The sequence below is a fragment of the Acinetobacter oleivorans DR1 genome, assembly GCF_000196795.1.
Taxonomy (GTDB): Bacteria; Pseudomonadota; Gammaproteobacteria; order Pseudomonadales; family Moraxellaceae; genus Acinetobacter; species Acinetobacter oleivorans.
In genome coordinates this window covers 2,469,795-2,492,248 of record NC_014259.1, presented here as the reverse complement: position 1 = coordinate 2,492,248, position 22,454 = coordinate 2,469,795, and the positions used below count along the sequence as shown (strand labels likewise).

Annotated in this window: 25 protein-coding genes; 14 read left to right on the top strand and 11 right to left on the bottom strand. The window is 41.2% G+C overall.

Going from position 1 to position 22,454, the window contains the following annotated elements; all coding sequences use genetic code 11:
- Positions 1-32 precede the first annotated feature (32 nt).
- Positions 33-635, bottom strand: a complete 603-nt coding sequence (locus tag AOLE_RS11655; RefSeq protein ID WP_013198191.1) for a LysE family translocator — start codon at positions 633-635, stop codon at positions 33-35.
- 154 nt (positions 636-789) lie between these two features.
- Between AOLE_RS11655 and AOLE_RS11650 the strand changes: the two genes are divergently transcribed.
- Positions 790-1,197: a DUF2000 domain-containing protein gene (locus AOLE_RS11650; protein ID WP_005304339.1), complete on the top strand. Its 408-nt coding sequence runs from the start codon at positions 790-792 to the stop codon at positions 1,195-1,197.
- A 67-nt stretch (positions 1,198-1,264) separates the two neighbouring features.
- On the opposite strand, the gene yghU is transcribed toward AOLE_RS11650, so the two are convergent.
- The 3 genes from yghU to AOLE_RS11635 all read right to left on the bottom strand — a co-directional run bounded on the left by yghU (position 1,265) and on the right by AOLE_RS11635 (position 3,799).
- Positions 1,265-2,113 carry a glutathione-dependent disulfide-bond oxidoreductase gene (gene yghU, locus AOLE_RS11645; RefSeq protein ID WP_013198190.1) on the bottom strand — a complete coding sequence of 283 codons (849 nt, stop codon included), beginning with the start codon at positions 2,111-2,113 and terminating at the stop codon, positions 1,265-1,267.
- 33 nt (positions 2,114-2,146) lie between these two features.
- Positions 2,147-2,773: a glutathione transferase gene (gene yfcF / locus AOLE_RS11640; RefSeq protein ID WP_013198189.1), complete on the bottom strand. Its 627-nt coding sequence runs from the start codon at positions 2,771-2,773 to the stop codon at positions 2,147-2,149.
- A gap of 120 nt (positions 2,774-2,893) precedes the next feature.
- Positions 2,894-3,799, bottom strand: coding sequence for a LysR family transcriptional regulator (locus AOLE_RS11635; RefSeq protein ID WP_013198188.1), 906 nt, complete (start codon positions 3,797-3,799; stop codon positions 2,894-2,896).
- A 110-nt stretch (positions 3,800-3,909) separates the two neighbouring features.
- On the opposite strand from AOLE_RS11635, the gene AOLE_RS11630 reads away from it, so the two are divergent.
- Both AOLE_RS11630 and AOLE_RS11625 read left to right on the top strand, forming a co-directional pair.
- Positions 3,910-4,341, top strand: a complete 432-nt coding sequence (locus AOLE_RS11630; protein ID WP_013198187.1) for a CidA/LrgA family protein — start codon at positions 3,910-3,912, stop codon at positions 4,339-4,341.
- A gap of 12 nt (positions 4,342-4,353) precedes the next feature.
- Entirely contained in the window at positions 4,354-5,043 is a 690-nt protein-coding gene (locus AOLE_RS11625; RefSeq protein WP_005304352.1) for an LrgB family protein, read from the top strand.
- 7 nt (positions 5,044-5,050) lie between these two features.
- On the opposite strand, the gene pdxR is transcribed toward AOLE_RS11625, so the two are convergent.
- On the bottom strand, positions 5,051-6,541 hold the full coding sequence (gene pdxR, locus AOLE_RS11620) for a MocR-like pyridoxine biosynthesis transcription factor PdxR (protein WP_013198186.1): 1,491 nt from the start codon (positions 6,539-6,541) through the stop codon (positions 5,051-5,053).
- Between the two features lie 115 nt (positions 6,542-6,656).
- Here pdxR and AOLE_RS11615 point away from each other — a divergent pair, with 115 nt between their 5' ends.
- Together AOLE_RS11615 and AOLE_RS11610 are read left to right on the top strand one after the other, a co-directional pair.
- On the top strand, positions 6,657-7,292 hold the full coding sequence (locus AOLE_RS11615; protein ID WP_005304357.1) for an FMN-binding negative transcriptional regulator: 636 nt from the start codon (positions 6,657-6,659) through the stop codon (positions 7,290-7,292).
- A gap of 42 nt (positions 7,293-7,334) precedes the next feature.
- Positions 7,335-7,928, top strand: a complete 594-nt coding sequence (locus tag AOLE_RS11610; RefSeq protein WP_005304360.1) for a GNAT family N-acetyltransferase — start codon at positions 7,335-7,337, stop codon at positions 7,926-7,928.
- Positions 7,929-7,935: 7 nt separating this feature from the next.
- On the opposite strand, the gene AOLE_RS11605 is transcribed toward AOLE_RS11610, so the two are convergent.
- Positions 7,936-9,123: an MFS transporter gene (locus AOLE_RS11605; RefSeq protein ID WP_005304361.1), complete on the bottom strand. Its 1,188-nt coding sequence runs from the start codon at positions 9,121-9,123 to the stop codon at positions 7,936-7,938.
- Between the two features lie 408 nt (positions 9,124-9,531).
- On the opposite strand from AOLE_RS11605, the gene mdcA reads away from it, so the two are divergent.
- The 9 genes from mdcA to madM are packed head-to-tail and all read left to right on the top strand — an operon-like array spanning position 9,532 to position 16,837.
- Positions 9,532-11,211, top strand: a complete 1,680-nt coding sequence (mdcA, locus tag AOLE_RS11600) for a malonate decarboxylase subunit alpha (RefSeq protein WP_013198185.1) — start codon at positions 9,532-9,534, stop codon at positions 11,209-11,211.
- Positions 11,211-12,095 (top strand): triphosphoribosyl-dephospho-CoA synthase, encoded by an 885-nt coding sequence (locus tag AOLE_RS11595; protein ID WP_013198184.1) that lies wholly within the window; start codon positions 11,211-11,213, stop codon positions 12,093-12,095. The genes mdcA and AOLE_RS11595 overlap by 1 nt, the downstream gene beginning before the upstream one ends.
- A 2-nt stretch (positions 12,096-12,097) precedes the next feature.
- Positions 12,098-12,397 carry a malonate decarboxylase subunit delta gene (locus tag AOLE_RS11590; RefSeq protein ID WP_013198183.1) on the top strand — a complete coding sequence of 100 codons (300 nt, stop codon included), beginning with the start codon at positions 12,098-12,100 and terminating at the stop codon, positions 12,395-12,397.
- Positions 12,390-13,241, top strand: coding sequence for a biotin-independent malonate decarboxylase subunit beta (locus AOLE_RS11585; RefSeq protein ID WP_013198182.1), 852 nt, complete (start codon positions 12,390-12,392; stop codon positions 13,239-13,241). Before AOLE_RS11590 ends, AOLE_RS11585 begins: the two co-directional genes overlap by 8 nt.
- Entirely contained in the window at positions 13,238-14,065 is an 828-nt protein-coding gene (gene mdcE, locus AOLE_RS11580; protein ID WP_013198181.1) for a biotin-independent malonate decarboxylase subunit gamma, read from the top strand. The genes AOLE_RS11585 and mdcE overlap by 4 nt, the downstream gene beginning before the upstream one ends.
- Entirely contained in the window at positions 14,056-14,664 is a 609-nt protein-coding gene (locus AOLE_RS11575) for a malonate decarboxylase holo-ACP synthase (protein WP_081399166.1), read from the top strand. The genes mdcE and AOLE_RS11575 overlap by 10 nt, the downstream gene beginning before the upstream one ends.
- A 12-nt stretch (positions 14,665-14,676) precedes the next feature.
- Positions 14,677-15,615, top strand: coding sequence for a malonate decarboxylase subunit epsilon (gene mdcH, locus AOLE_RS11570; protein WP_013198179.1), 939 nt, complete (start codon positions 14,677-14,679; stop codon positions 15,613-15,615).
- A 48-nt stretch (positions 15,616-15,663) separates the two neighbouring features.
- Positions 15,664-16,080: a malonate transporter subunit MadL gene (gene madL, locus AOLE_RS11565; RefSeq protein WP_005132242.1), complete on the top strand. Its 417-nt coding sequence runs from the start codon at positions 15,664-15,666 to the stop codon at positions 16,078-16,080.
- Positions 16,073-16,837 (top strand): malonate transporter subunit MadM, encoded by a 765-nt coding sequence (gene madM / locus AOLE_RS11560; protein WP_009388184.1) that lies wholly within the window; start codon positions 16,073-16,075, stop codon positions 16,835-16,837. Before madL ends, madM begins: the two co-directional genes overlap by 8 nt.
- Positions 16,838-16,873: 36 nt before the next feature.
- Here the strand turns inward: madM and AOLE_RS11555 are convergent, their stop codons facing one another.
- The 5 genes from AOLE_RS11555 to AOLE_RS11540 form a co-directional block, all read right to left on the bottom strand.
- Positions 16,874-17,806, bottom strand: a complete 933-nt coding sequence (locus AOLE_RS11555; protein WP_005132240.1) for a LysR family transcriptional regulator — start codon at positions 17,804-17,806, stop codon at positions 16,874-16,876.
- Positions 17,807-17,906: 100 nt separating this feature from the next.
- Positions 17,907-19,325, bottom strand: a complete 1,419-nt coding sequence (locus tag AOLE_RS11550; protein ID WP_013198178.1) for an aminotransferase-like domain-containing protein — start codon at positions 19,323-19,325, stop codon at positions 17,907-17,909.
- A gap of 93 nt (positions 19,326-19,418) precedes the next feature.
- Positions 19,419-19,553, bottom strand: a complete 135-nt coding sequence (locus AOLE_RS19905) for a hypothetical protein (RefSeq protein ID WP_023274259.1) — start codon at positions 19,551-19,553, stop codon at positions 19,419-19,421.
- 14 nt (positions 19,554-19,567) lie between these two features.
- Entirely contained in the window at positions 19,568-20,575 is a 1,008-nt protein-coding gene (cydB, locus tag AOLE_RS11545; RefSeq protein ID WP_013198176.1) for a cytochrome d ubiquinol oxidase subunit II, read from the bottom strand.
- Positions 20,568-22,013 (bottom strand): cytochrome ubiquinol oxidase subunit I, encoded by a 1,446-nt coding sequence (locus AOLE_RS11540; RefSeq protein WP_013198175.1) that lies wholly within the window; start codon positions 22,011-22,013, stop codon positions 20,568-20,570. The genes cydB and AOLE_RS11540 overlap by 8 nt, the downstream gene beginning before the upstream one ends.
- Between the last annotated feature and the right edge of the window lie 441 nt (positions 22,014-22,454).

Sequence of the window (22,454 nt, the reverse complement as noted above, 5' to 3'; positions counted from 1 at the left end):
GCCAGCCTGTTTAGGCTGACATAGACTTTAACTTAAATTAGGCTCATGCCTTTCAAAAAATCATAAAACATAAATATGCCAGAAACGATTAGCATCATTCCCATGACTTTGTTTATACGATTAAACCAGATTTTATTTTTAATTTTTTTACCTAACACTGCACCTGCCCAAGAATAAAGACAGGGCGCGCCAGCTGCACCCAGTGAAATGAGCAATGATACTAAGAATATTTGAACGCCAATGATATGTGCTGTCGGGTACATAATGGTTGTAACAGGCAGAATCACTAAAATTCCTTTTGGGTTTAAAGCTTGTATCCAGAAACCATTCCAGAATGAAAGTGCCTGAACTTCAGTGGCTTCGTCACTAATATCAATATCTGACTTTAGCATTTGATATGAAAGGTAAAACGTATAACACGCGCCAAACAAAGCAATATAGTGCAAGGCATTTTGTGGAATGATCGCGGCACCGATATATCCAAAAATCATGAATAACATCAGCATTGCACAACCGACACCTATAAAAAAATAAATTGTTCTTTTGAATTGTCCGGTTAGCCCAGCGTTTAGTCCCATAAAATTTACAGGACCAGGGCTATACATCACACTCAAGGTATAAAAAAAGATTTCCATAACGTATCTGCTGAAACAAAAACAACCCAGCATAGTGACTCGCAAATTTATGGTCTTGTACGTTTGTGATGGCTCCTGCACAAACGTACAAGACGAGAAAAATCTAAATGAGTCATGATGAGCGAGTTAAAGTTATGATTCAGGAAAGAGGTTTATGTTTGACACAAAAATTGCGCTGATTGTCCGTAATGATCTTGCGACGTGGCAGAGATTAAATGTGGTGGCTTTTTTGGCAACGGGGATTGCCTCTGCTGTACCTGAAATGTTGGGGAAACCTTATATCGATGCGAATGGCTATGAGTATGGCAACATGTTAGGGCAGCCGATGTTGGTATTTGAGGGGGAGTTATCTGGTCTACAAAAAGCACATCGGAAAGCAATTGAGCAAGATTTAACGATAATTCCCTATGTACATGCCATGTTTTCTACAGGAAATGATGAGGATAATCGGGCGGTTTTTTTAGCTGACGATGCGAATCAACTAAATTTGGTCGGAGTGGCGTTAAGAGGACCTAAAAAGGCAGTTGATAAAGCAATTAAAGGACTTTCTTTACATCAATAAGATTTTTATTGGAAGAATGATAAAACCCACTTTTTGAGCAAAAGTGGGTTTTATTTAAAAATGATGATTAAACTTTATCTTGAGTCTTGGTCTCAAAATCACTCGCATCATGGCGTTCATGCAACTGTGTAGCTAAATCACCAAAAGTACGGTTGACCATACGACCACGTTGAACCGCAGGGCGCGCTAAAATCGCATCTGCCCAGCGCTGAACATTTTTATATTGATCGACACCTAAAAACTCCGCGCCGTTATACACCCAGTTTTTAACAAGACCACCATACCAAGGGAACGCCGCAATATCAGCGATGCTATATTCAGAACCAGCCAAATATTCATGCTTTGCTAGATGCTGATCTAACACATCAAGTAAGCGTTTTGTTTCCAAGGCAAAGCGGTTAACCGCATATTCAACTTTAATGGGTGCATAAGCATAAAAATGCCCAAAACCACCACCTAAGTATGGCGCGCTACCCATTTGCCAGAATAACCAATTAAGGCATTCAGTACGTGCAGCAATATCAGTTGGAATGAAAGCTTTAAACTTTTCAGCCAAGTAAAGCAAAATTGAGCCAGATTCAAACACTCTTAATGGTGGGTTTTGGCTATGGTCAACTAATGCTGGAATTTTAGAGTTGGGATTAATTTCGACAAAGCCACTGCCAAATTGCTGTCCTTCACCAATTTTAATCAGCCATGCATCATATTCAGCATCTTGATGACCTAATGCTAAAAGCTCTTCTAGCAAAATAGTGACTTTTTGACCATTAGGCGTTGCTAAAGAATAGAGCTGGAGCGGATGTTTCCCTACTGGAAGTGTATGCTCGTAACGCGCACCTGAGGTAGGTTGGTTTAAATCGGTTTTCTCTCCAGTCCATTGCCAAACTTGTGGAGGAATATAGTTTGAATCGCTCATTTTTTATCTCATGTTTGGTGTAAATATAAGGATTTATTTATGTCGCAAGGCAAGCCATTTTTGTACGGTCGGTCGTTGCCATTGCTGTAATGCATAGTTTTTTAAACGTTCTGGTACAGCATCACCATTTTGAATAAGGCGTTGCAGCATCAGGGCAAGTTCAGCATCCACAATGCTCCATGAACCAAAAAGAAATTCGGCATCAGACGCAAGAAGTTTTTCTGCAACAAAGAAAAGTTTCTCCGCAGCTTTTTTGCCTTCTTCTGAAAGTGGAGTGGACTTGGGCTGAATAAAAATAACATCGGTTGGTCGTTCAGTTCTTAGTGCAATTAAGTCTGATCGGAGCCATGCCTGAATTTGTCTTGCTCTTGCGCGTGCTTGAATATCTTTTGGATAAATAGATGTGTTTGGATAAAGCTCTTCAAGATATTCCAAAATGGCAGATGATTCTGATAAGGCAAAATCGTTATGCTCAAGTACAGGCACTTTGGCAGTTAATGACTTTGCTACATAAGATTTTTCAAACTGGCCTTGCTGGCCTAAGTTGATGGTCGCTATTTCAAATGGAATTTGTTTTTCATGTAGCCCTACAAAAACTGTAAACGCGTAGGGGCTTAGAAATTGTGAATCTGTGTACAGCTTAAAATGTTCATTATTCATTGTTATTGTCCATGTCATAAAACAATCGGATCTAGTCTAAGTGAGCTGATCCAAGATTGGGTAGCTTTTTTGTGGAAAAGCTTTATCGGTTTTTGAATTAAGCCATTTCAGTGTTCTACGTTAGGGCTTAATGTGCTGAAAATGTTGACGAACAATGTTCAGCCATGCCTGTACGGCTGGTGAGACAGGAAGATTCTTTTTCCAAGCCATGACTAAATGCCACTGAATATTTGGTTTTTCGAGTGGTACCGCTGCAAATAAACTAGGGTCAAGCATGTCGGTATAATACTGTGGGAGAAGCGCAATCCCCATACGTTGTAGCACCATATCTGCCAAGAGGTGCCATTGGCTGGTACGGCAAGCAATGGTTGGATAAAAACCATGCTGTTTACAGGCATCGAGAATAATACTGTTTAAAGAGAAATTTTCAGGAAACATTAAAAATGATTGGTGTTGTAGCTCTTCTAGATTTATTTTTTTGCGGGTTGCCCAACTCGCATCCCGACGTAAAAGAACCATTAAAGGGTAGTTACATAGCTCAATGCTATTAAAGATTTGCGTATCAAAAGGCTGCAATAAAACGCCAACATCTAACTCGTTATTAAGCAAAGCTTGTTCAATACCACGTGAACCCACTTCCATAAAAGCTAATTCAATAGCTGGCAATTGTTGATGATAATCAAATAGAGCAGTCGTTAAGAGCTGTGAGCCTAAAGGCGGAACGCCAAGTTTTAAAGTTCCTGTTTTTAATTGTTGGTAGTTTTCTATCTCAAGAAAGATGTTCTGTTCTGCTTGAAGAAGCTCAATCGCATGTTGATAAATCCGCTCTCCAATTTCAGTTAATTCAATTTGTCTTTTACGGCCATGATCAGGTTTAACCAAAAGCTGTACCTGAAGTTGCTCTTCAAGCTGCTGTAATATTTTACTAATAGTCGGTTGAGTCAGATACAACTCTTCAGCAGTACGGGTAAAACTTTTAGTTTTTACCAGCGTAACGAAGCAATGTAGTGATTTTAGAGAAAGCATAATAAAGAATAAATTATTCCATTTTTGAATGATAATAACATGAATAATTCATATTTAGCAGCTTTAACCAAGATAGCATAATAGTGTAGTTAACCATTTAATTTCGCAAAATGAGTACTGAATCTGCTTCTGGAACACCCACACAACCTTCATTTTTAGTTTTAGTTAAACAAATTTTGATTTTGGCTAGTTTTTGGTGGGTCGGATATCTCTTACATCAAAAACTCGGTGTGCCTGTATCGGCAGGAATTTTAGGTATGTTTTTATTGCTTCTATGCCTGTTCTTTAAAATTATCAAAATGGATCAGGTGGCAATGGGAGCAACCGTTGTTTTAGGTGAACTGTTACTATTTTTCGTGCCCGTTGTAGTCGCCGTAGTTCAGTATAAAACTTTATTTATGACCGAAGGCTGGCAAATTGTCTTGAGCATTGCGGTTGGGACCATTTCGGTCATGCTCAGTACATGTCTGACGATTCATTATTACAATCGTTTGAAAGCTTATTTGCATGCTCGAAAACGTCTTCAACATAAGCATATCTAAAGAGCAAATGACATGAATATTTGGTCAATTCTTTGCCTGATCTGGACTTTGGTCGCCTATGTTGTGGCAAAGAAAATCTATCAGAAAAATCCAAAACTTTGGTTATCGCCTGCGATTAGCGTGCCTGTACTCACCATTATTTTGATGACGATTTTTGGAATTTCATATCAAACATATGCTGAAGATACGCAGTGGATTGTTAATTTATTAGGACCAGCAACGGTTGCTTTCGCTGTACCGATTTATCGTTATCGGGAAACGATTCGTAAAAACCTGGGGGTCCTTTCGATTGCGATTATTGTGGGGATGAGTGTAGGTGTGATGTCTGCCTATGAAATGGCACAGTGGTTCCACTTTAGCCCAGAAGTGACCAACAGTTTAATGGCACGTTCTATTTCAACACCATTTGCCATGATTTTAGCGGAAGATATTCACGGTTCGGCAGCATTGGTTTCACTATTTACCGTTATTACTGGTTTGGTTGGTATGATTTGCGGCGATGCAATTTTAGCGATTACTAAAATCCGTTCTAATGTAGCAAATGGGGCAGCTTTCGGAAATGCAGCCCACGGTTTTGGTACAGTTAGAGCACAGCAGCGCAATAGTGAAGAAGGTGTAATTGCCAGTTTGACCATGGTTATTGCTGGTATTTTAATGGTATTGATTGGGCCATTTGCCATTCATCTATGGTTGCTGTTGTAGGCTATATCTAAGTCGGCTTGTCATGTTGTTGAATAATCTTTGATAGTTTTTTGATGGCTTGTCTCATCAGTTCAGGTTCAAAGTCGCCTAAGCCAACAATTAACCCCGGACGTTGTTGTTCTTTTGAAAATGTCGGTGAAATTGCTTTAATCGCAATGCCTGCACCGACTGCCGAGCTTGCAACGTCAATGTCATTAATATGATGAGCAAGCCATAACACCATATGCATGCCTTGATCGCCCGGCTGTAACCAAGCCAGTTCTTGAGGTATGTATTTTTCAATCAAGCCAATAATGTATTCTCGAACTTCTGCATAGACATTCCGAGTCCGTCGAATATGCCGCTCTAAATAACCTTCTTGAATAAAAGCAGCTAAAACATGCTGGTCGGCAGCAGGTGGGTGTCGATCAATTAATACTCTTAGCCCACAAAAAGGTGCCACCAATTCTTTAGGCAACACGGCATAGCCAAGTCTAAGTGATGGAAATAGGACTTTACTGAAAGTCCCAAGATAAATGACTTGGTCGGGTGCCATACCTTGTAACGATGGGAAGGGCTGACCGTTATAACGGAGTTCACTGTCATAGTCATCTTCAATGATCCATACATTTTGCTGTTTTGCCCAAGCCAATAAAGCCGTACGCCTTGCTAGACTCATCGGCATGCCAAGTGGATATTGGTGAGACGGTGTCACAAAAGCAGCACGCGCATGTTTAGAAAGCTTAATCCCAGTTTCAACCTGAATGCCTTCTTCATCGACAGGAACACGTACCATCCGAATGTTTTGTACAGCATGTTCAAAAATGGCTGTGGTGCCACGATAAGCTGGATCTTCAATCCAAACTTCATCCTTTACTTCAAATAAAATCTGGCTGCAAATATAAAGTGATTGCTGAATACCGGGAGTAATTACAATTTGTTCAGGTTCGCAGTGGACAGAGCGTGATCGGCGTACATAGTCTGCTATAGCAACTCTGAGTGATAGAACGCCTTGAGGCTCGCCATAACCCGAAGGAGCACCAGCACCTCGAGATCTAAATTTATTACCAAACTTACGCCAAATATCACTCGGTTGGGTACGGGCAATCGGGACAGATACTGCAAAAGGGGCATGAGGAAGTGGTTTAAACTCTTTAAGCACTTGGGCATAAGAACGTGCCGATTTCGTCAAAGGGATTGAGTTAGGTGTGGTCTCTTTTTGAGAATGTTGCGGCGTAGTTTTTTTAGTTAAAGCATGAGACACATAGGTGCCCGTTCGTGCTTGAGAGTCAAACACACCTTCGGCTAAAAGCTGATCGTAAGCTTCGATAATCGTTCCGCGAGCGACCCCAAGTGTTAGAGCCAATTCACGTGAAGAAGGCAACGGATCGCCGGGCTGTAAATCACCACTTTGTACAGCTTCACGCAAAGCTTGGGTCAGTTGAGCACTTATCTTTCCTTGGCTTTTATTAATCTTTGCAATCGACGGAAGTTCAACAACTTTTGCCATTCTTGCCATAATTCTGGTCTACTTAAAAAAATACAAAGTGGTTCTTTTTAATAAACCACATAAACCAGAAAATTTACAACACAAAATATAAATAATCCTGATATTTACAGCGAGGTTTTGAGCCATGTATATCCCCGATGATTATGCAGAAAACCGTTTGAACGTATTGCATTCTCTTATTACCGAATATCCATTTGGTGTGCTTTTTACTCATGGAGGTAATGGCTTAGATGCAAATCATCTTCCATTTGAATTACAGGCAAGCGAAGGGGAATTGGGTGTACTACGTGCGCATGTGTCTAGAGTTAATCCAGTCTGGCAGGACATTAAAAATGGAGATGAGGTGTTGGTCGTGTTTCAAGCGGGCGATGCTTATATTTCACCAAACTGGTACCCATCCAAACATGAACAGCACAGACAAGTACCGACATGGAACTATAGGGTTGTGCATGCTTATGGCAAAGTAACCATTCGAGATGATGAACGTTACGTCCGTGGTGTTGTGGCTCGTTTAACTCGTACCCATGAAACATCTCAACCTGAACCATGGAAAATGTCCGATGCACCAAAGGACTATCTTGAACCGATGTTAAAAGCCATTGTAGGTATTGAGATTGAAATTACCAGGCTGCAAGGCAAATCAAAACTTGGGCAAAACAAAGAACGTCGAGACATTTTGGGCGCGGCAGATGGCCTATCGAAATCTGGTCATCAAACCATAGCAGACGCTATGTATAGTGTGGCTGAGTTAAATAAATAATTTTGAAAATATAAAACTTTAATATCAATTGAGGAGACAAAGATGTCTTTTACTACACCTGTTGAGTTGGTAGGTGAGCACGTTATTTTAAAGCCCTTAGACTTAACTCAAGCTGAATTACTGGCGGAGGCTGTTTGTGATGGGGAACTCTATAATCTTTGGTATACCCGTGTGCCAAGACCTGAACATATGACTGCTGAAATTGAAAGACGTCTCGGTTTGCAAAATTCTGGTTCTATGTTGCCTTTTTATATTGAAGACCGAAAAACAGGTCGGGCGTTAGGTATGACAACTTTAATGCATATTGAAGAAGCCCATCGCCGTGTAGAAATTGGGTCGACGTGGTACCGTAAGTCTGCACAGCGTTCGCCTGTAAATACCGAGTGTAAAAAGCTATTGTTGGCTCATGCATTTGAGACTTTAAACTGTATTGCGGTTGAGTTACGCACATCTTCTTTAAATGTTCAAAGTCAAACTGCAATTCTGCGTTTGGGAGCAAAGCTTGATGGTGTGCTGAGAAGCCATCAAATTGTGAAAGATGATATTTTGCGAGACACCCATGTTTATAGCATTTTAAAACATGAATGGCCTGCGGTTCACCAAAATCTGGAATGGATGTTGAATAAACCGCGTTAGGAATGATTTAAATAAGCTGCTTTTCTCTTTTTTGGCTTAACCAAAAAAGAGAAACCCCTGCAATAACCAACCACGGTACTAAAGCAATATTCATTGCTTCCCAGCCAAATAAATCGAGTAAAGCACCTGCGCTAAAAGAACAAATTAAACCGACAACAAAAACAGTCATGTCGTTAATGGCTTGAGCCTTGGCTTTTTCAGCCGCTGTATACGTTCCGGTAAGCAAAGACGTGCTACCAATAAATAAAAAGTTCCAACCCACACCTAATAAAATGAGTGAGATTGCAAAAGATGCGAACTGAATACCCGAGAGGGAAAAACCAATATAGCAAGCAAATAATATAAGACCGGCAAACATGATTTTAAGCACACCAAATCGGGCGATTAAATGTCCAGTAAAGAATGAAGGTAGGAACATACCAAGCACATGAAGCTGAATGACGGTTGTAATCGTGCCTAGTTCATGATGTGAATGTCGCATGGCTATGGGTGTTGCGGTCATACCTAAAATCATGATGCCGTAGCCTGTTACGGCACCAAACAAAGCAACTAAATAGGTAGGCTGAAAAATAATCTTTTGCCATGGGCGACCAGCAGTAAAATCAGATTTTTGCTCAACTGTATTGGCAATATGTAGGCTAGATAAAATGCCCATTGCCACAAGTGAAATGATACTAATAATTAAAAATGAACCGATATATTCTAAATGTTGAAATAATGGGCCACCAAAGCGCGCCAAAGTCGGACCAATCAGTGCGGCAACAATTCCACCTGCCATAACCCAAGAGATAGCACGTGAACGGAATGCATCATCTGCTACTTCACTGGCAGCAAAACGATAAAACTGGGCAAAGGATTGATATGCGCCAATACATAACGTGCCTAAGGCTAAGAGAATAAGTGAACTATAAAAGATACCAATGGCGGCAATAATACCGCCAATTACACCTAAAAAAGCGCCGAAAAGAAAACCCTTACGCCGTCCCACATGTGCCATCAACATTGATGCAGGGAACATCATTAAGGCTGTACCCAAAAACATAGATGCGATGGGTAAAGTTGCAAGTATCGGTGTATTAGAAATATTTGCCCCAGCCAAACCACCAATCGTCATGACCATGATCGATACGGTTTGGTAAAGTGACTGAGAACTCGCCAAAATAAGAACTTGGCGATGCATCGTATTTTGAAGCATGAGAGCCTTTAATTATATGTGTTAATCGATGAGTTTGGGTGCTGAGTTTTTATATAAGAAGAAAGTATCAACAGCTCAGCTTGAAAATGTTGAGGTGTTCTTGGTGGTAGTTATAACAATATTTCTTTGGCATAAACTATTTTTTATCAAGTAATTGCAGCTGAATAATCAGACTTAATATTCTATCATCTGATAGTTTGATACAAAACAATTGAAGCCCCAATTTTTCTAAATAAGTCTATTTATTTAAGACATTTAATATGTCTATTCTCTCAAATTCTTTTTCAGCCACCTTAAAATAAATCATTAACCTGAAGTTAATAACTGCTCATGTAGGTTGATTGATCGAAACTCCATAAAGCGTTTTTATAGATACAGAACAAAACTGCGATCTATATAGGTAAGCACATGGAAGGATCAGTTCAGAATAAAGAACGGTTATGGACAAAGCGGCGTCATGCCAAACAATTAAAACTAGAGATGGCAAACCAATATACCGACGGTGTGGTGATTCCAACTCAAGACATTATTAAAGTTTTAGAAACCTTAATTACACCAGGTGACAGAGTTGTACTCGAAGGGAATAACCAAAAGCAGGCAGATTTCCTTTCGCGTTCTTTAGCACAAACCAATCCAGATGTTTTGCATGATTTACATATGATCATGCCAAGTGTTGGGCGTTCGGAACATCTTGATCTGTTTGAAAAAGGCATTGCGCGTAAGCTCGATTTTTCTTTTGCTGGCCCACAAAGTTTACGCATTAGCCAGTTAATTGAAGATGGACTGCTAGAGATTGGTGCCATACACACTTATATCGAATTGTATTCACGTTTGGTGGTTGACCTTATTCCAAATGTGGTGCTCTCGGCGGGCTTTATGGCAGACCGTCAAGGCAATATCTATACAGGTCCAAGTACCGAAGATTCTCCAGCACTTATTGAACCTGCGGCTTTTAGTGACGGTATTGTGATTGTTCAGGTGAATGAACTGGTCGATGACGTCTCAGAGTTACCACGTGTCGATATTCCTGCCTCTTGGGTGGATTATGTAGTGGTTGCAGACCAGCCATTTTATATCGAACCCTTGTTTACCCGTGACCCGAAACATATCAAGCCTGTGCATGTACTCATGGCAATGATGGCAATTCGCGGAATTTATGAGAAGCATAATGTGCAATCGTTAAACCATGGGATTGGTTTTAATACGGCAGCAATTGAACTGATTTTACCGACCTATGGTGAGTCGTTAGGTTTAAAAGGAAAAATTTGCCGAAACTGGACTCTGAATCCGCATCCAACCTTAATTCCAGCGATTGAAACAGGTTGGGTTGAAAGCGTGCATTGTTTTGGTACCGAACTCGGTATGGAAAAATATGTTGCAGCTCGTCCCGACGTGTTCTTTACAGGTCGTGATGGCGCTTTACGTTCCAACCGTATGATGTGTCAGCTTGCAGGTCAGTACGCCGTTGATTTGTTTATTGGCGCAACTTTGCAAGTTGATGGCATGGGCCATTCTTCGACTGTTACCAAAGGTCGTTTGGCTGGTTTCGGTGGTGCACCAAATATGGGGCATGATCCGCGTGGCCGTCGTCACGATACGCCAGCATGGTTAGATATGCGTTTGCAAGGTGCTAATGAAACAGAAACTTATTTGGCACGTGGTAAAAAACTGGTGGTGCAAATGGTGGAAACTTTCCAAGAGGGCGGTAAGCCAACTTTTGTAGAGCGTCTCGATGCAATTGATGTGGCTAAAACGGCTGGCCTACCTTTAGCACCGATTATGATTTATGGCGATGATGTCACTCACTTACTCACCGAAGAAGGCATCGCTTATCTATATAAAGCAAGCAGCCAAGAAGAGCGCCAAGCCATGATTGCTGCGGTGGCAGGCGTGACCAGTATTGGTTTAACTCAGGACCCTAAAACAACAGCACGTTTAAGAAGCGAAGGCTTGGTGGTATTCCCTGAAGATTTAGGCATTCGTCGTACCGATGCAACACGGGAGCTTTTAGCTGCAAAAAATATTGCCGACTTGGTGACATGGTCAGATGGTTTATATCAACCACCTGCAAAATTCAGGAGTTGGTGATGATGGCACAAGTTCAATATCAAACACTTAGCGATAGTCAGCTTTTAGCAGATATGGCGGTCGAGGCTTTAATTGATGAAGTTAATCTGACGCCTAAACCAGCCTTGGTAGATCGCCGTGGCAGTGGTGCACATGATGACCTGACTTTGGAATTAATGGAGCGCTCTGCGAAAAGTTTAAGGCCTATGTTTGATGCAATGGCCCAAGCTGCAAAGCATCATGGAAAAGTCTGTTTGGCCTTGCGTGAAGACATTGGTGAAATTGGCCGCCAAGGTGAAAAGACCATGATGTTGGCGACAAATAGTGTCAACACACACCGCGGTGCAATTTGGGCGTTGGGTTTAATGGTTACGGCAGCAGCATTGGCACGCACGAATCAACAATACTTATCGGCTGTTGAGCTATGCCAGTTAGCAGGCCAGATTGCTCAGCTTGAAGATCGTTTTATTCCAAAGCAGGCCTTGAGTCATGGTCAACAAGTACAAAAGAAATTAGGCATCTTAGGTGCCAAAGAACAGGCTCAACAAGGTTTTCCAACTATTGTGAATTTTGGTTTAAAGCAGCTTTACCAAAGTCGTAGTAAACCCATGAAAGAAGAGTTCGCTCGCTTAGATGCCTTACTTGCGATGATGACCAACCTGACCGATACCTGTGTGCTTTATCGCTCTGGAACATCTGGTTTAAAGCGTATGCAACAAGGTGCTCAGCAAGTACTCGATTTGGGTGGCAGCTCAAGCTTGGAAGGTCGACGTGCTTTGCATCTTTTAGAGATTGACTTGCTTAGGGTGAAGGCTTCTGCTGGTGGTGTCGCAGATTTGTTGGCAGCAACATTGTTTATAGATCGTGCTGAGCAGTCATCTGTGAAAAATAAAAAGGGATTTTAATTATGGAAACACTTCATTTTGAATTTGTGGCCACAGAGCCACCTGTAAAAAAAGCACTAGTAGGATGTGTTGGCTCTGGTGATTTAGAAATTTTGATGGAACCTGGCGAAACAGGAAAAGCTTCTATTCACGTGGTGACTTCGGTAGATGGCAGTGCAGCACGTTGGCACAATCTTTTTGAACGAATTTTTACTGCGCAAATACCGCCAGCGGTCAATATTGATATTCATGACTTTGGTGCAACTCCCGGTGTCGTTCGCTTACGTCTGGAACAAGCATTGGAGGAGATAACTCATGACTGATATTCAGAGTTTGTTAAATAAACAAGATTTTATTGAACTCAGCGCCAGAGAGCGTACCAAAGCGCTATTAGATGAAGGGACTTTTCGAGAGCTACTCGACCCATTTGCACGTGTTATGTCGCCTTGGCTCGTTAAGCAAAATATTGTGCCGCAAGCCGATGATGGTGTGGTGGTTGCAAAAGGATCTATTCAAAAACGCCCAGTGGTTTTAATTTCAATTGAAGGTTTATTTCAAGGTGGAAGTTTAGGCGAGGTGGGTGGTGCCAAAATTGCAGGTGCCTTAGAACTTGCAGTTGAAGACAATATGAAAGGGATTCCAACAGCGGCAATTTTACTATTAGAGACGGGCGGTGTTCGCTTACAAGAAGCAAATCTGGGTTTGGCTGCAATTGCTGAAATTCAGGCTGCAATTGTGAACTTACGGCAGTATCAACCCGTGATTGCTGTGGTCGCAGGCAGTGTAGGGTGCTTCGGTGGTATGTCAATTGCGGCTGGTCTATGTAGCTATATTGTAATGACACAAGAAGGACGTTTAGGCTTAAATGGCCCGCAAGTAATTGAGCAGGAAGCTGGGGTACAAGAATACAACGCCAAAGATCGTCCATTTATATGGAGTATTACGGGTGGTAATCAGCGTTTCGCTAGTGGTTTGGCAGATGCTTATATTGACGATGATCGCCAGAAAATTCGTGAGCAAGTCATCGATTATTTAACTCAAGGCGTGCCTCAGCAGCATCGTAGTTCAAACTACTCATTCTATTTAGCGAAGCTACAACAAGTCGATACTGCTGAGCAGATTACCCCAGCACAGGTTCAAGCTTTGTATCAAGGAGAACAAGTATGAATATCGCCGTTGATACATTAAAAGCGTCTACTCGTGGTGCACATTGGTTTAAAGCACTCACGCAGGGCTTTAAGACAATTGAAGGTTTTCCAGCTTCTATTTGGGTGGCTGATGGTCAGATTGATCAGCAAGCAGTACGTGTGATTGCAGTTGTCCATGACAGTAATAATTTGTTCCCACGCGCGGGACAAGGTGAAGTTGGACTGCTGGAAGGCTGGAGCTTGGCAAAAGCGGTTGATGACGTGATTCAAGCCGATGCACAGGCTGAAACTAAACGCGGCATTTTATGCTTGGTTGATGTGCCAAGTCAGGCCTATGGGCGCCGTGAAGAATTATTGGGTATTCATCAAGCTTTAGCGGGTGCAGTAGATAGCTATGCTAGGGCTAGGTTGGCAGGCCATCCTGTTGTCAGTTTATTGGTTGGTAAGTCAATGTCGGGTGCTTTCTTGGCGCATGGATACCAAGCCAATCGTATTATTGCCTTAAAAGATTCAGGTGTTATGGTGCATGCAATGGGTAAGGAATCTGCTGCACGCGTTACCTTACGGTCGGTTGATGAGTTAGAGCAATTGGCATCAAGCATTCCTCCAATGGCTTATGACATTGAAAGTTATGCCACGCTTGGTTTGTTATCTGAACTGTTATCTGTCGAAAACCCTGAACAACCGACAAACGATGATCTTTCGTTAGCGAAGCAGGCAATTGCTCAAGCGTTTAAAGAAATTAATGCTGATCAATCTAGAGGATTGGAACAAAGACTTCACGGCCAAAACCGTCAAATGTCTAAAAAAGTCCGTGAATTATTGCGCGAGCAATGGTCATGAAACTTAATCTCGAAGCCCATGATTTACTGTGGGGCATGACGGTCGATTGCTTAGCCGCTGATGCTCCGCATTGGGTAAAAGAGGTATTGCAACGAGGTGATCCTGTTGTGGTTCGACGGGCAATTACTCCTGAAAATCAGGTGGCTGTGGGTGTAAGGGGGCAATTTCGTCATCAACGATATGCAGCTCAAATGCCAAGAATTGCTATTAACAGACAACTTAAACCCGAAGAATTGACTCATGTAGATACGCAGCAGTTTGAGCACTTAGCAGAACGTTTACAGAGCATTTCTAGCATCATGAAAAAATTTTCAGGATGTTGGGGATATACAGGAAGTTTTGGGTTTGAACTGGCAACGGGCATTAAAACAGTAACCGAGCAAAGTGACATTGATTTGTTGATTCGAGCTGAACAACCTTTTGCCAAAAAGCAGGCGATTGAGCTACTCGAAAATTTTCAGCAAGCAGGGCTGAATGTGGATATACAGCTACAACTTCCGCAAGGTGGGTTGGCGTTAAAAGAATGGGCTGGGAATAGTGGAAAAGTTCTATTGAAACGTCCTGATGGTGCTGTTTTAGTAGAAAACCCATGGAATTAGGGAATAGATATCATGGCTTCAATTTGGGTATATCCGGGGCAAGGTGTGCAACGAAGCAATATGTTGCACGACTTACCTCAAACCGCTCTAGTTAAAGAATACCTTGAGCGTGCATCGGATGTACTCAAAGAAGATGTCTTGATGCTAGATAGTCCGGCTGCATTGCAGTCGACACGTGCAGTACAGCTTTGTTTATTGATTTCAGGTGTGATGAGTTCAGCCTTATTAACAGCGGAAAACTTAACACCAGATTATGTAGCAGGTTTATCAATTGGTGCATGGTCGGCTGCGGTTGTAGCAGGAGTTTTAGCCTTTGAGGATGCCGTTCGTTTAGTTGCCTATCGAGGTGAACTTATGCAAAACGCTTACCCCACTGGATATGGCATGACAGCTCTGATTGGTACAGACCGTGCAGCTGTTGAAACATGGGTCAAACAGATTTATGAAATAACGCCAGAGGTGTTTGTCGCAAATATTAATGCACATAATCAAATTGTTATTTCAGGAAGTTTTAAAGCTATGAACCAAGTTGCTGTTTTGGCTAGGCAACAAGGTGTGGTGGCAAAAAAATTAGATGTATCGGTGCCATCGCACTGTGAATTATTAAGTCAGCAAGCAACGCAACTTGCAGCGTCTATGGAGGGAGTGACTTTAAAGCAGCCTAAAATACGTTATTTAAGTGGTACAACGGCTCGTACGCTTAGCAGGCCAGAACAGATTAGTGATGACTTGGCTTTTAATATGAGTCGAACTGTAGATTGGGAAAGTACCATCCAAGCTGCATGGGAGCGAGGTGTGAGGTTACAGATCGAAGCTTTGCCGGGAACGGTGCTTACTACACTTGCACGTCGAACATTTAAAGAAGGAACCGTGTTGTCATTTCAAGGGACACGCATAGACACTATTCAGATGGCAATGCAAAAAGAACAGGCAAATAGTTTTTCTTTTTGAGTCAAATTTTACAAAAGCATAAATGATCCAAGGATATGAGGGATTGTCATGATTATATATGGAGTTGGTTTACTCGCACTTTGCACCTTGGTGGGTGTTATTGTTGGCGATTTGTTGGGCGTTTTATTGGGTGTAAAGTCCAATGTTGGTGGCGTGGGTATCGCCATGATTTTACTCATTTGCATACGGTTATGGATGGAAAAACGTGGTGTTATGACAGTTGAAACCGAAAAAGGCGTTTCATTCTGGGGCACCATGTACATTCCTGTTGTTGTTGCCATGGCAGCACAACAAAATGTGGTTACAGCATTATCTAGTGGACATATGGCACTCTTCGCTGCGGTAGTTTCAGTTATTGTTTGTACACTGACCATTGCAGGCTTAAGCCGCTATAACAAGGCAAGCCCTTTACCGAAGGAAGAAGACACCACATTAAACCGCATTGGAGGCAAAGTTCATGGTTGAATTATTATTAAAGGACTTAACCCATTTAGGTTTAATTACAGCTTTCGCCTTAATTGCTTTAATTATGTGGTTGTCGACCAAGCTATCTAAATATTTAACCAATGGGCGTGTACATGCTTCAGCAATTGCGATTGTGATTGGTTTAATCTTGGCATGGTTTGGCGGAAAAATGACAGGTGGTGAAAAAGGTATAACCGATCTTGCACTCTTTACCGGTGTCGGACTCATGGGCGGTGCAATGCTTCGTGACTTTACCATTGTCGCAACTGCATTTGAGGTACAAGCGACTGAGGCGAAAAAAGCCGGGTTTATTGGTGCCTTCTCTTTATTTCTCGGAACTATTTTGCCATTTATTGTTGGTTGTATGTTTGCTTGGATTTTTGGTTATCGTGATGCTGTGAGTATTACTACAATTGGTGCGGGTGCAGTGACTTATATTGTGGGACCAGTGACAGGTGCTGCCATTGGAGCAAGTTCTGAGGTCATGGCGCTTTCCATTGCAACGGGGCTGGTGAAAGCGATTTGTGTAATGGTTTCAACACCGCTTACAGCAAAATTTATGGGATTAGACAATCCACGTTCTGCCATGATTTTTGGTGGCTTAGCTGGAACTGTGAGTGGTGTGTCGGCTGGTTTAGCAGCTACAGATCGCCGTTTGGTTCCTTACGGTGCGCTTACAGCAACGTTCCATACAGGTCTTGGTTGCTTAATGGGACCGACTGTTTTGTTCTTCGCGGTTAAAGCTTTAGTCGGTTAATCAGTATTTAATATTCAGTCAAAAAGGCCGTTGCTATTAACAACGGTCTTTTTTATTTTTGAAATTAGAGGCAAACATTCGACATTCAGCAATCAGAGCAAGTAAGTTAGGGTCTCGTTCCTTACTTTTTAAAAAGACCAGACCGATTTCTTGTTGCATGTGATATTGCTGTTTTAGTGGAATAAGTTTTACTGAGCTTTCATAAACTGCAGAAATACGGCCGGGTAGTAGAGCAAAACCGACACCTGAGCTGACCATACTAATTAAGGTAAAAATATCATTGACCTGTAAAGCAACTTTTGGTGAAAAACCTGCTTTTTTAAAAATAATGTCGCTGTCGTTATGAGTTGCAAAACCCTTAGTTAAAGTTAAAAAAGTTTCTTCTTTTAAAAGGCTTAAATCAATGTCTTTAAAATCGGCATATTTTGAATCTTTATTGACTGCCAGAAAAATGTCATCTGAAAACATTGGCAAAATTTCAAAGTCATCATCTTGAGTGGTTTCATTAAGAGCTACGATAATGGCATCAAGCTCAGTTGCTTTCAGCTTTTTCACTAAATCCTGATTTGAACTCAGCAATAGTTGAATATCAAGCTCACTACGTCTGAGTTTAAGACCGCTAATCACATTTGGAATGGTGTTTACCGTCAAAGAATAAAGAGATCCTAAATGTAAAACCTTAGCTGCAAAGCCAGCGGCTTCTCTGGTTTTATTTACGGTGATAAAAATGTCTTGTACTATTTTTTGTGCCCGTTCCTCAAAGACATAAGCACTTTTTAAAGGAATGAGGTTACGGCCTTCATTTTTAAAAAGAGGACAACGTAAAGCGCTTTCTAAAGAATGTAAGGCTTTATGAACACTGACATTACTCAGCTGCATTTCTGTGGCTGTTTTAGACAAATTTCCACAGCGCATGAAAGCCAAAAAAATCTGTATTTTTTTAAGGGTGAGTTCTTCATCAATTTCCATATTAATTCCTTGAACCTGTTTCCCTTAAAACTATAGATTTGAGCTATAAAGTTAACACAAAATAAAGACTATAAAATTGTGCTTAGGTCGAAGCATTTCTTTAGAGACTTGCTTCAACTCTTTGTTGAATGGTTTTGATAACCTGATCTAATGCATTTTGAATTTTAGTGTTCCATTCAAAAGAGCAGTTGATTCGCAAATAATGCTGCTGTGCGGGTAAAACACTAAACAGAGGGCTTGGTGCAACGCCAATGTCTTGCTGAATCAACGCTTCATAAACTTGCATACTGTCTAGCGTACTAGGGAGTTTGACCCATAGAAAATAGCCACTTGGGTAGTAATACACTTCGCAAGAGCTAGGTAAATGTTGTTTTAAATAGTGATAAAACTGCTTTTTATAACGTTCAAGTGAAAGCCTAAGCGTACGTAAGTGTTTTTCATAATGATGATGAGACAGAAATTCAACTAGCGCATTTTGAATGAGTGCATTGACTGAAATAGTACTCATGAGCTGTAAGTGTTGAATATGGTCCGAAAATTTACCGGCATAGACCCAACCGACCCGAAAGCCTGCGCCTAAAGTTTTAGAAAAAGAAGAGCAGTGAAGCACCAGATTTTGTTGATCAAAATACTTCATTGAAAGTGGTTTTTGGCCGCCATAAAAAAGCTCTTCATACACATCATCTTCAATTAAATAGATTTGATGTTCGTGAAGCAACTTGGCAATTTTATATTTAATGTCATCACTGACTGTAAAACCAATCGGGTTGTGGGCATTCAGCATGAGCCAGCACACCTTGATTGGATATGTTTGAATGACCTGTTCAAAAGCTTCTAAGTCAAAACCATGCTGAGGATGTTCAGGAATGGTAATCACTTTAAGCCCTAAACGCTCGGCGGCTTGCCAAGCCCCATAAAACACAGTTTGCTGTAATAAAATATAATCGCCGGGTTGAGCGACAGCTTGTAGCGAAAGGTTCAATGCATCTAAACCTCCAGATGTAATGACAATGTCATCTGGATCAGTCTGTATGCCTTGCATACAGTAGCGCTGAGCAATCAGTTTTCTTAAGGCTAAATTGCCTGGAGGTAGGCTTGTGGTCTGGTCATAACTTTGTCTTTGCCGCGCAAGCTGTCCCATAATTTGAATGAGTTTGGGAGCTGTTAAAAGCTGACTGTCGGGAAAAGCTGAACCAAAAGGTACGACAGATTCATGTTGAATTGACTTAAGATATTTAAAAACTAAGGAATTAATTTCAATTTTAGAATTGAGCGAAACAACTGAATATTGTTCGAGTGGCTTTAGTGCAATTTGCTCGGCAACAAAGTACCCAGATTTTTCTTTTGAATAGATCAGACCTTGTGATTCAAGCTCCTGATAAGCATTCATTACGGTCATTAAACTAAAGCCAGAGCGTTGTACCTGATCTCTCAATGACGGTAATTTTTCATGCGCACTTAAAGTGCCACTTTCAATGAGTTGGCGAATGCTATGAGCGAGTTGTTCTGATTTATACATGTATGAGCTGCACGAAATAAAAAAAGATGCACTGAATCAATAATAAATGCCGTTTGCAGAATCTACAAACGGCATTTGTTTAGAAAGTTGGAATTACTTTAAGTAAGGGGCTGCATAAATCAATATCACTTTAAACAATCCCGCAATCACAGCTAGGGCAAAAAAACCTCCAAGCCATAGCAGAATAAACCATTGGGTTTGGTTGAGTTTAACGGATGACTTTTTCATAAAACCCTCCATACTTAATGATAGCCTTCATCACCTACACGGACTTTGTCTCTAAATACCCAATAAGACACAATGGTGTAAGCAATAATGATTGGAATCAAAATAAGTGCACCGACCAGAGCAAACATTTGGCTTGAATGAGGTGCTGCAGCCTGCCAGATGGTGACTGATGGCGGAATAATATAGGGCCATAAACTAATCACAAAACCAGTAAATGCAAGGAAAACGAGAGCCAATGTATATGCAAATGGTTTGAGGTCGTGATTCTGCTTTTTACATGCCGATAAAATTAGGCCAACAAACAATAAGACCAAAATAGGTACAGGACTAAAATAGAAAAGATTTGGTAAGGAGAACCAGCGATCTGCAATTTCAGGATGAGTCAAAGGCGTATATAAACTTACAGCGCCAAAAATAATGAGTAGTGCAATAATTAGCTTAGGCATAAGCTCATACATACGTTGCTGTAAGCCTTTTTCAGTTTTTAAGATCAGCCATCCACAGCCCAAAGTTGCATACATCGCAACTACACCGATACCTGTAAATATCGTAAATGGAGATAACCAGTCAAATGGACCACCAGCATAAATACCATTTTCGGTTTTGATCCCTTGAATATAAGCACCCAAAATAATCCCTTGAAGGAAGCTCGTTAAAACCGAACCCCAAATAAAAGCCAAGTCCCAAAGGTGTTTGGTGCGATGAGCTTTAAAACGGAATTCAAAAGCAACGCCACGGAAAATAAGGGCAATCACCATGAAAATAATAGGTAGATAGAGTGCTGATAAAACTGTTGAATAGACCAGTGGAAATGCTGCATATAGACCAGCACCCCCAAGGACCATCCACGTTTCGTTACCATCCCAGACAGGGGCGACGGTATTCATCATCACATCACGTTCTTGGCTGTTCTTAATGAAGGGGAACATGATCCCGATTCCTAAGTCGAAGCCATCCATGACCACATAAATCATGACACCTAAACCGATAATACCGACCCATATTAAAGAAAGATCAATCATGACGGTTCTCCCCAGAGTTTTGTTTGCTGTCAATATTTTCATCGACTGCACTAAGTGGACGCATTGGTGTTTTAAAGTGTCCTACGCCACCAGTTTCAACATTTGGTGAATCAATGAATGATGGACCTTTGTTAATTAGTTTTAAGGTGTAGTAAATACCGCTACCAAATACGATGGTATAGACCACCACAAAAATAAACAGGCTCAGTCCGACCTGATCTGCGGAAACCGTATGTGAAAGTCCATCTTTAGTTCGCATAATGCCGTATACAACCCACGGCTGACGGCCAACCTCAGTAGTTACCCAACCTGCAAGCATAGCGACATAACCAGATGGTCCCATCACCAATGCAAATTTATGGAACCACGAAGTTTCATAGAGTTTTCCACGCTTACGTAACCAAAGCGCAATGAGTGACAAAGTGACCATGAGTACACCAAGACCCACCATCACACGGAAGCTCCAGAAAACAATCGTTGAATTTGGACGATCTTCAGGTGCGAAATCTTTTAAGCCTGTCACTTGGCCATCTAAGCTATGCGTTAAAATTAAGCTACCCAAATAAGGAACACCCACTTCGAAGTGGTTACGTTCTTCTTTCATATCTGGAATTGCAAATAGCAATAATGGCATAGGTTCATTGTGATTGGTTTCCCAGTGACCTTCCATTGCGGCAAGTTTGGCTGGTTGATGTTCACGGGTGTTTAAACCATGGTTATCGCCAATTACTACTTGTAAACATGAAGTCACAAGCACCATCCAGAGACCCATCGAGAACGATTTTTTCACCAATTCATCACGACGGCCTTTTACTAAATGCCATGCAGATGTTCCGACGACCAATAATGATGAAACTAAGAAGGCGGCAGCACCCATGTGGGCAAAGCGGTAAGGGAAGGATGGGTTAAAGACAATTGCAAACCAGTCTTTTGGGACAATAATGCCATTTTCGATGGCAAAGCCTTGAGGTGTCTGCATCCAGCTATTAGAAGATAAAATCCAGAACATGGAAATACATGTTCCGATGGCCACCATAAGTGTTGCGAAGAAATGGGCTCGAGGACCGACACGTCCCCAACCAAATAACATAATGCCTAAGAAACCTGCTTCTAAGAAGAAGGCACTCAAGACTTCATAGGTAAGTAAAGGACCAGTAATACTTCCGGCGACGCGTGAAAATTCACTCCAGTTAGTACCGAACTGGTAACTCATGACCACGCCCGAGACCACACCCATACCAAAGGCAACGGCAAAGATCTTAATCCAGTATTTAAATAGATCTTTATAAATCGGGTTTTGGGTTCTTAACCATTTCCACTCTAGCACTGCTAAAAAGCAGGCAAGACCGATGGAGGTGGCCGGAAAAATAATATGGAAGGATACTGTAAAAGCAAATTGTATTCGCGCTAATTCTAGAGCGGTTAGACCGAGGCTCATAAACTTTCCCCCTGTGAACTAGCTGATGATGGTTAAATGAGTTAAATACTTATTTTCAGGCAACAAAGTATTTTGGCGATTAAACTTGCTTCTGTGATAAATGTTCTTAGCAAGTAAAATGCCAACAGGGTTAAGCAATATAATTGCTTGATATTTCAAGAGAATAGACTGATTGATTGTTCTCAATCTGTTAACAAAGTTTATGCTTGATGTTGCATTTGTAAAAATGCATGTTGCATTGAAACATTGATGAAATATCTGGCGATATGCAATAGATCGTCTCATGAAAACTACCTACCTTAAGAAGTTTCCTTAATCATGCACTTACTATTTTTGTATATGTAGATACAGAAATTTTTTATAAAACTATAACAGTCTGAAGCGCTCATGAGGTGTGCTATAGTTTTTTTTCAAATATCTGTAGCTATGTATCCATTCTTC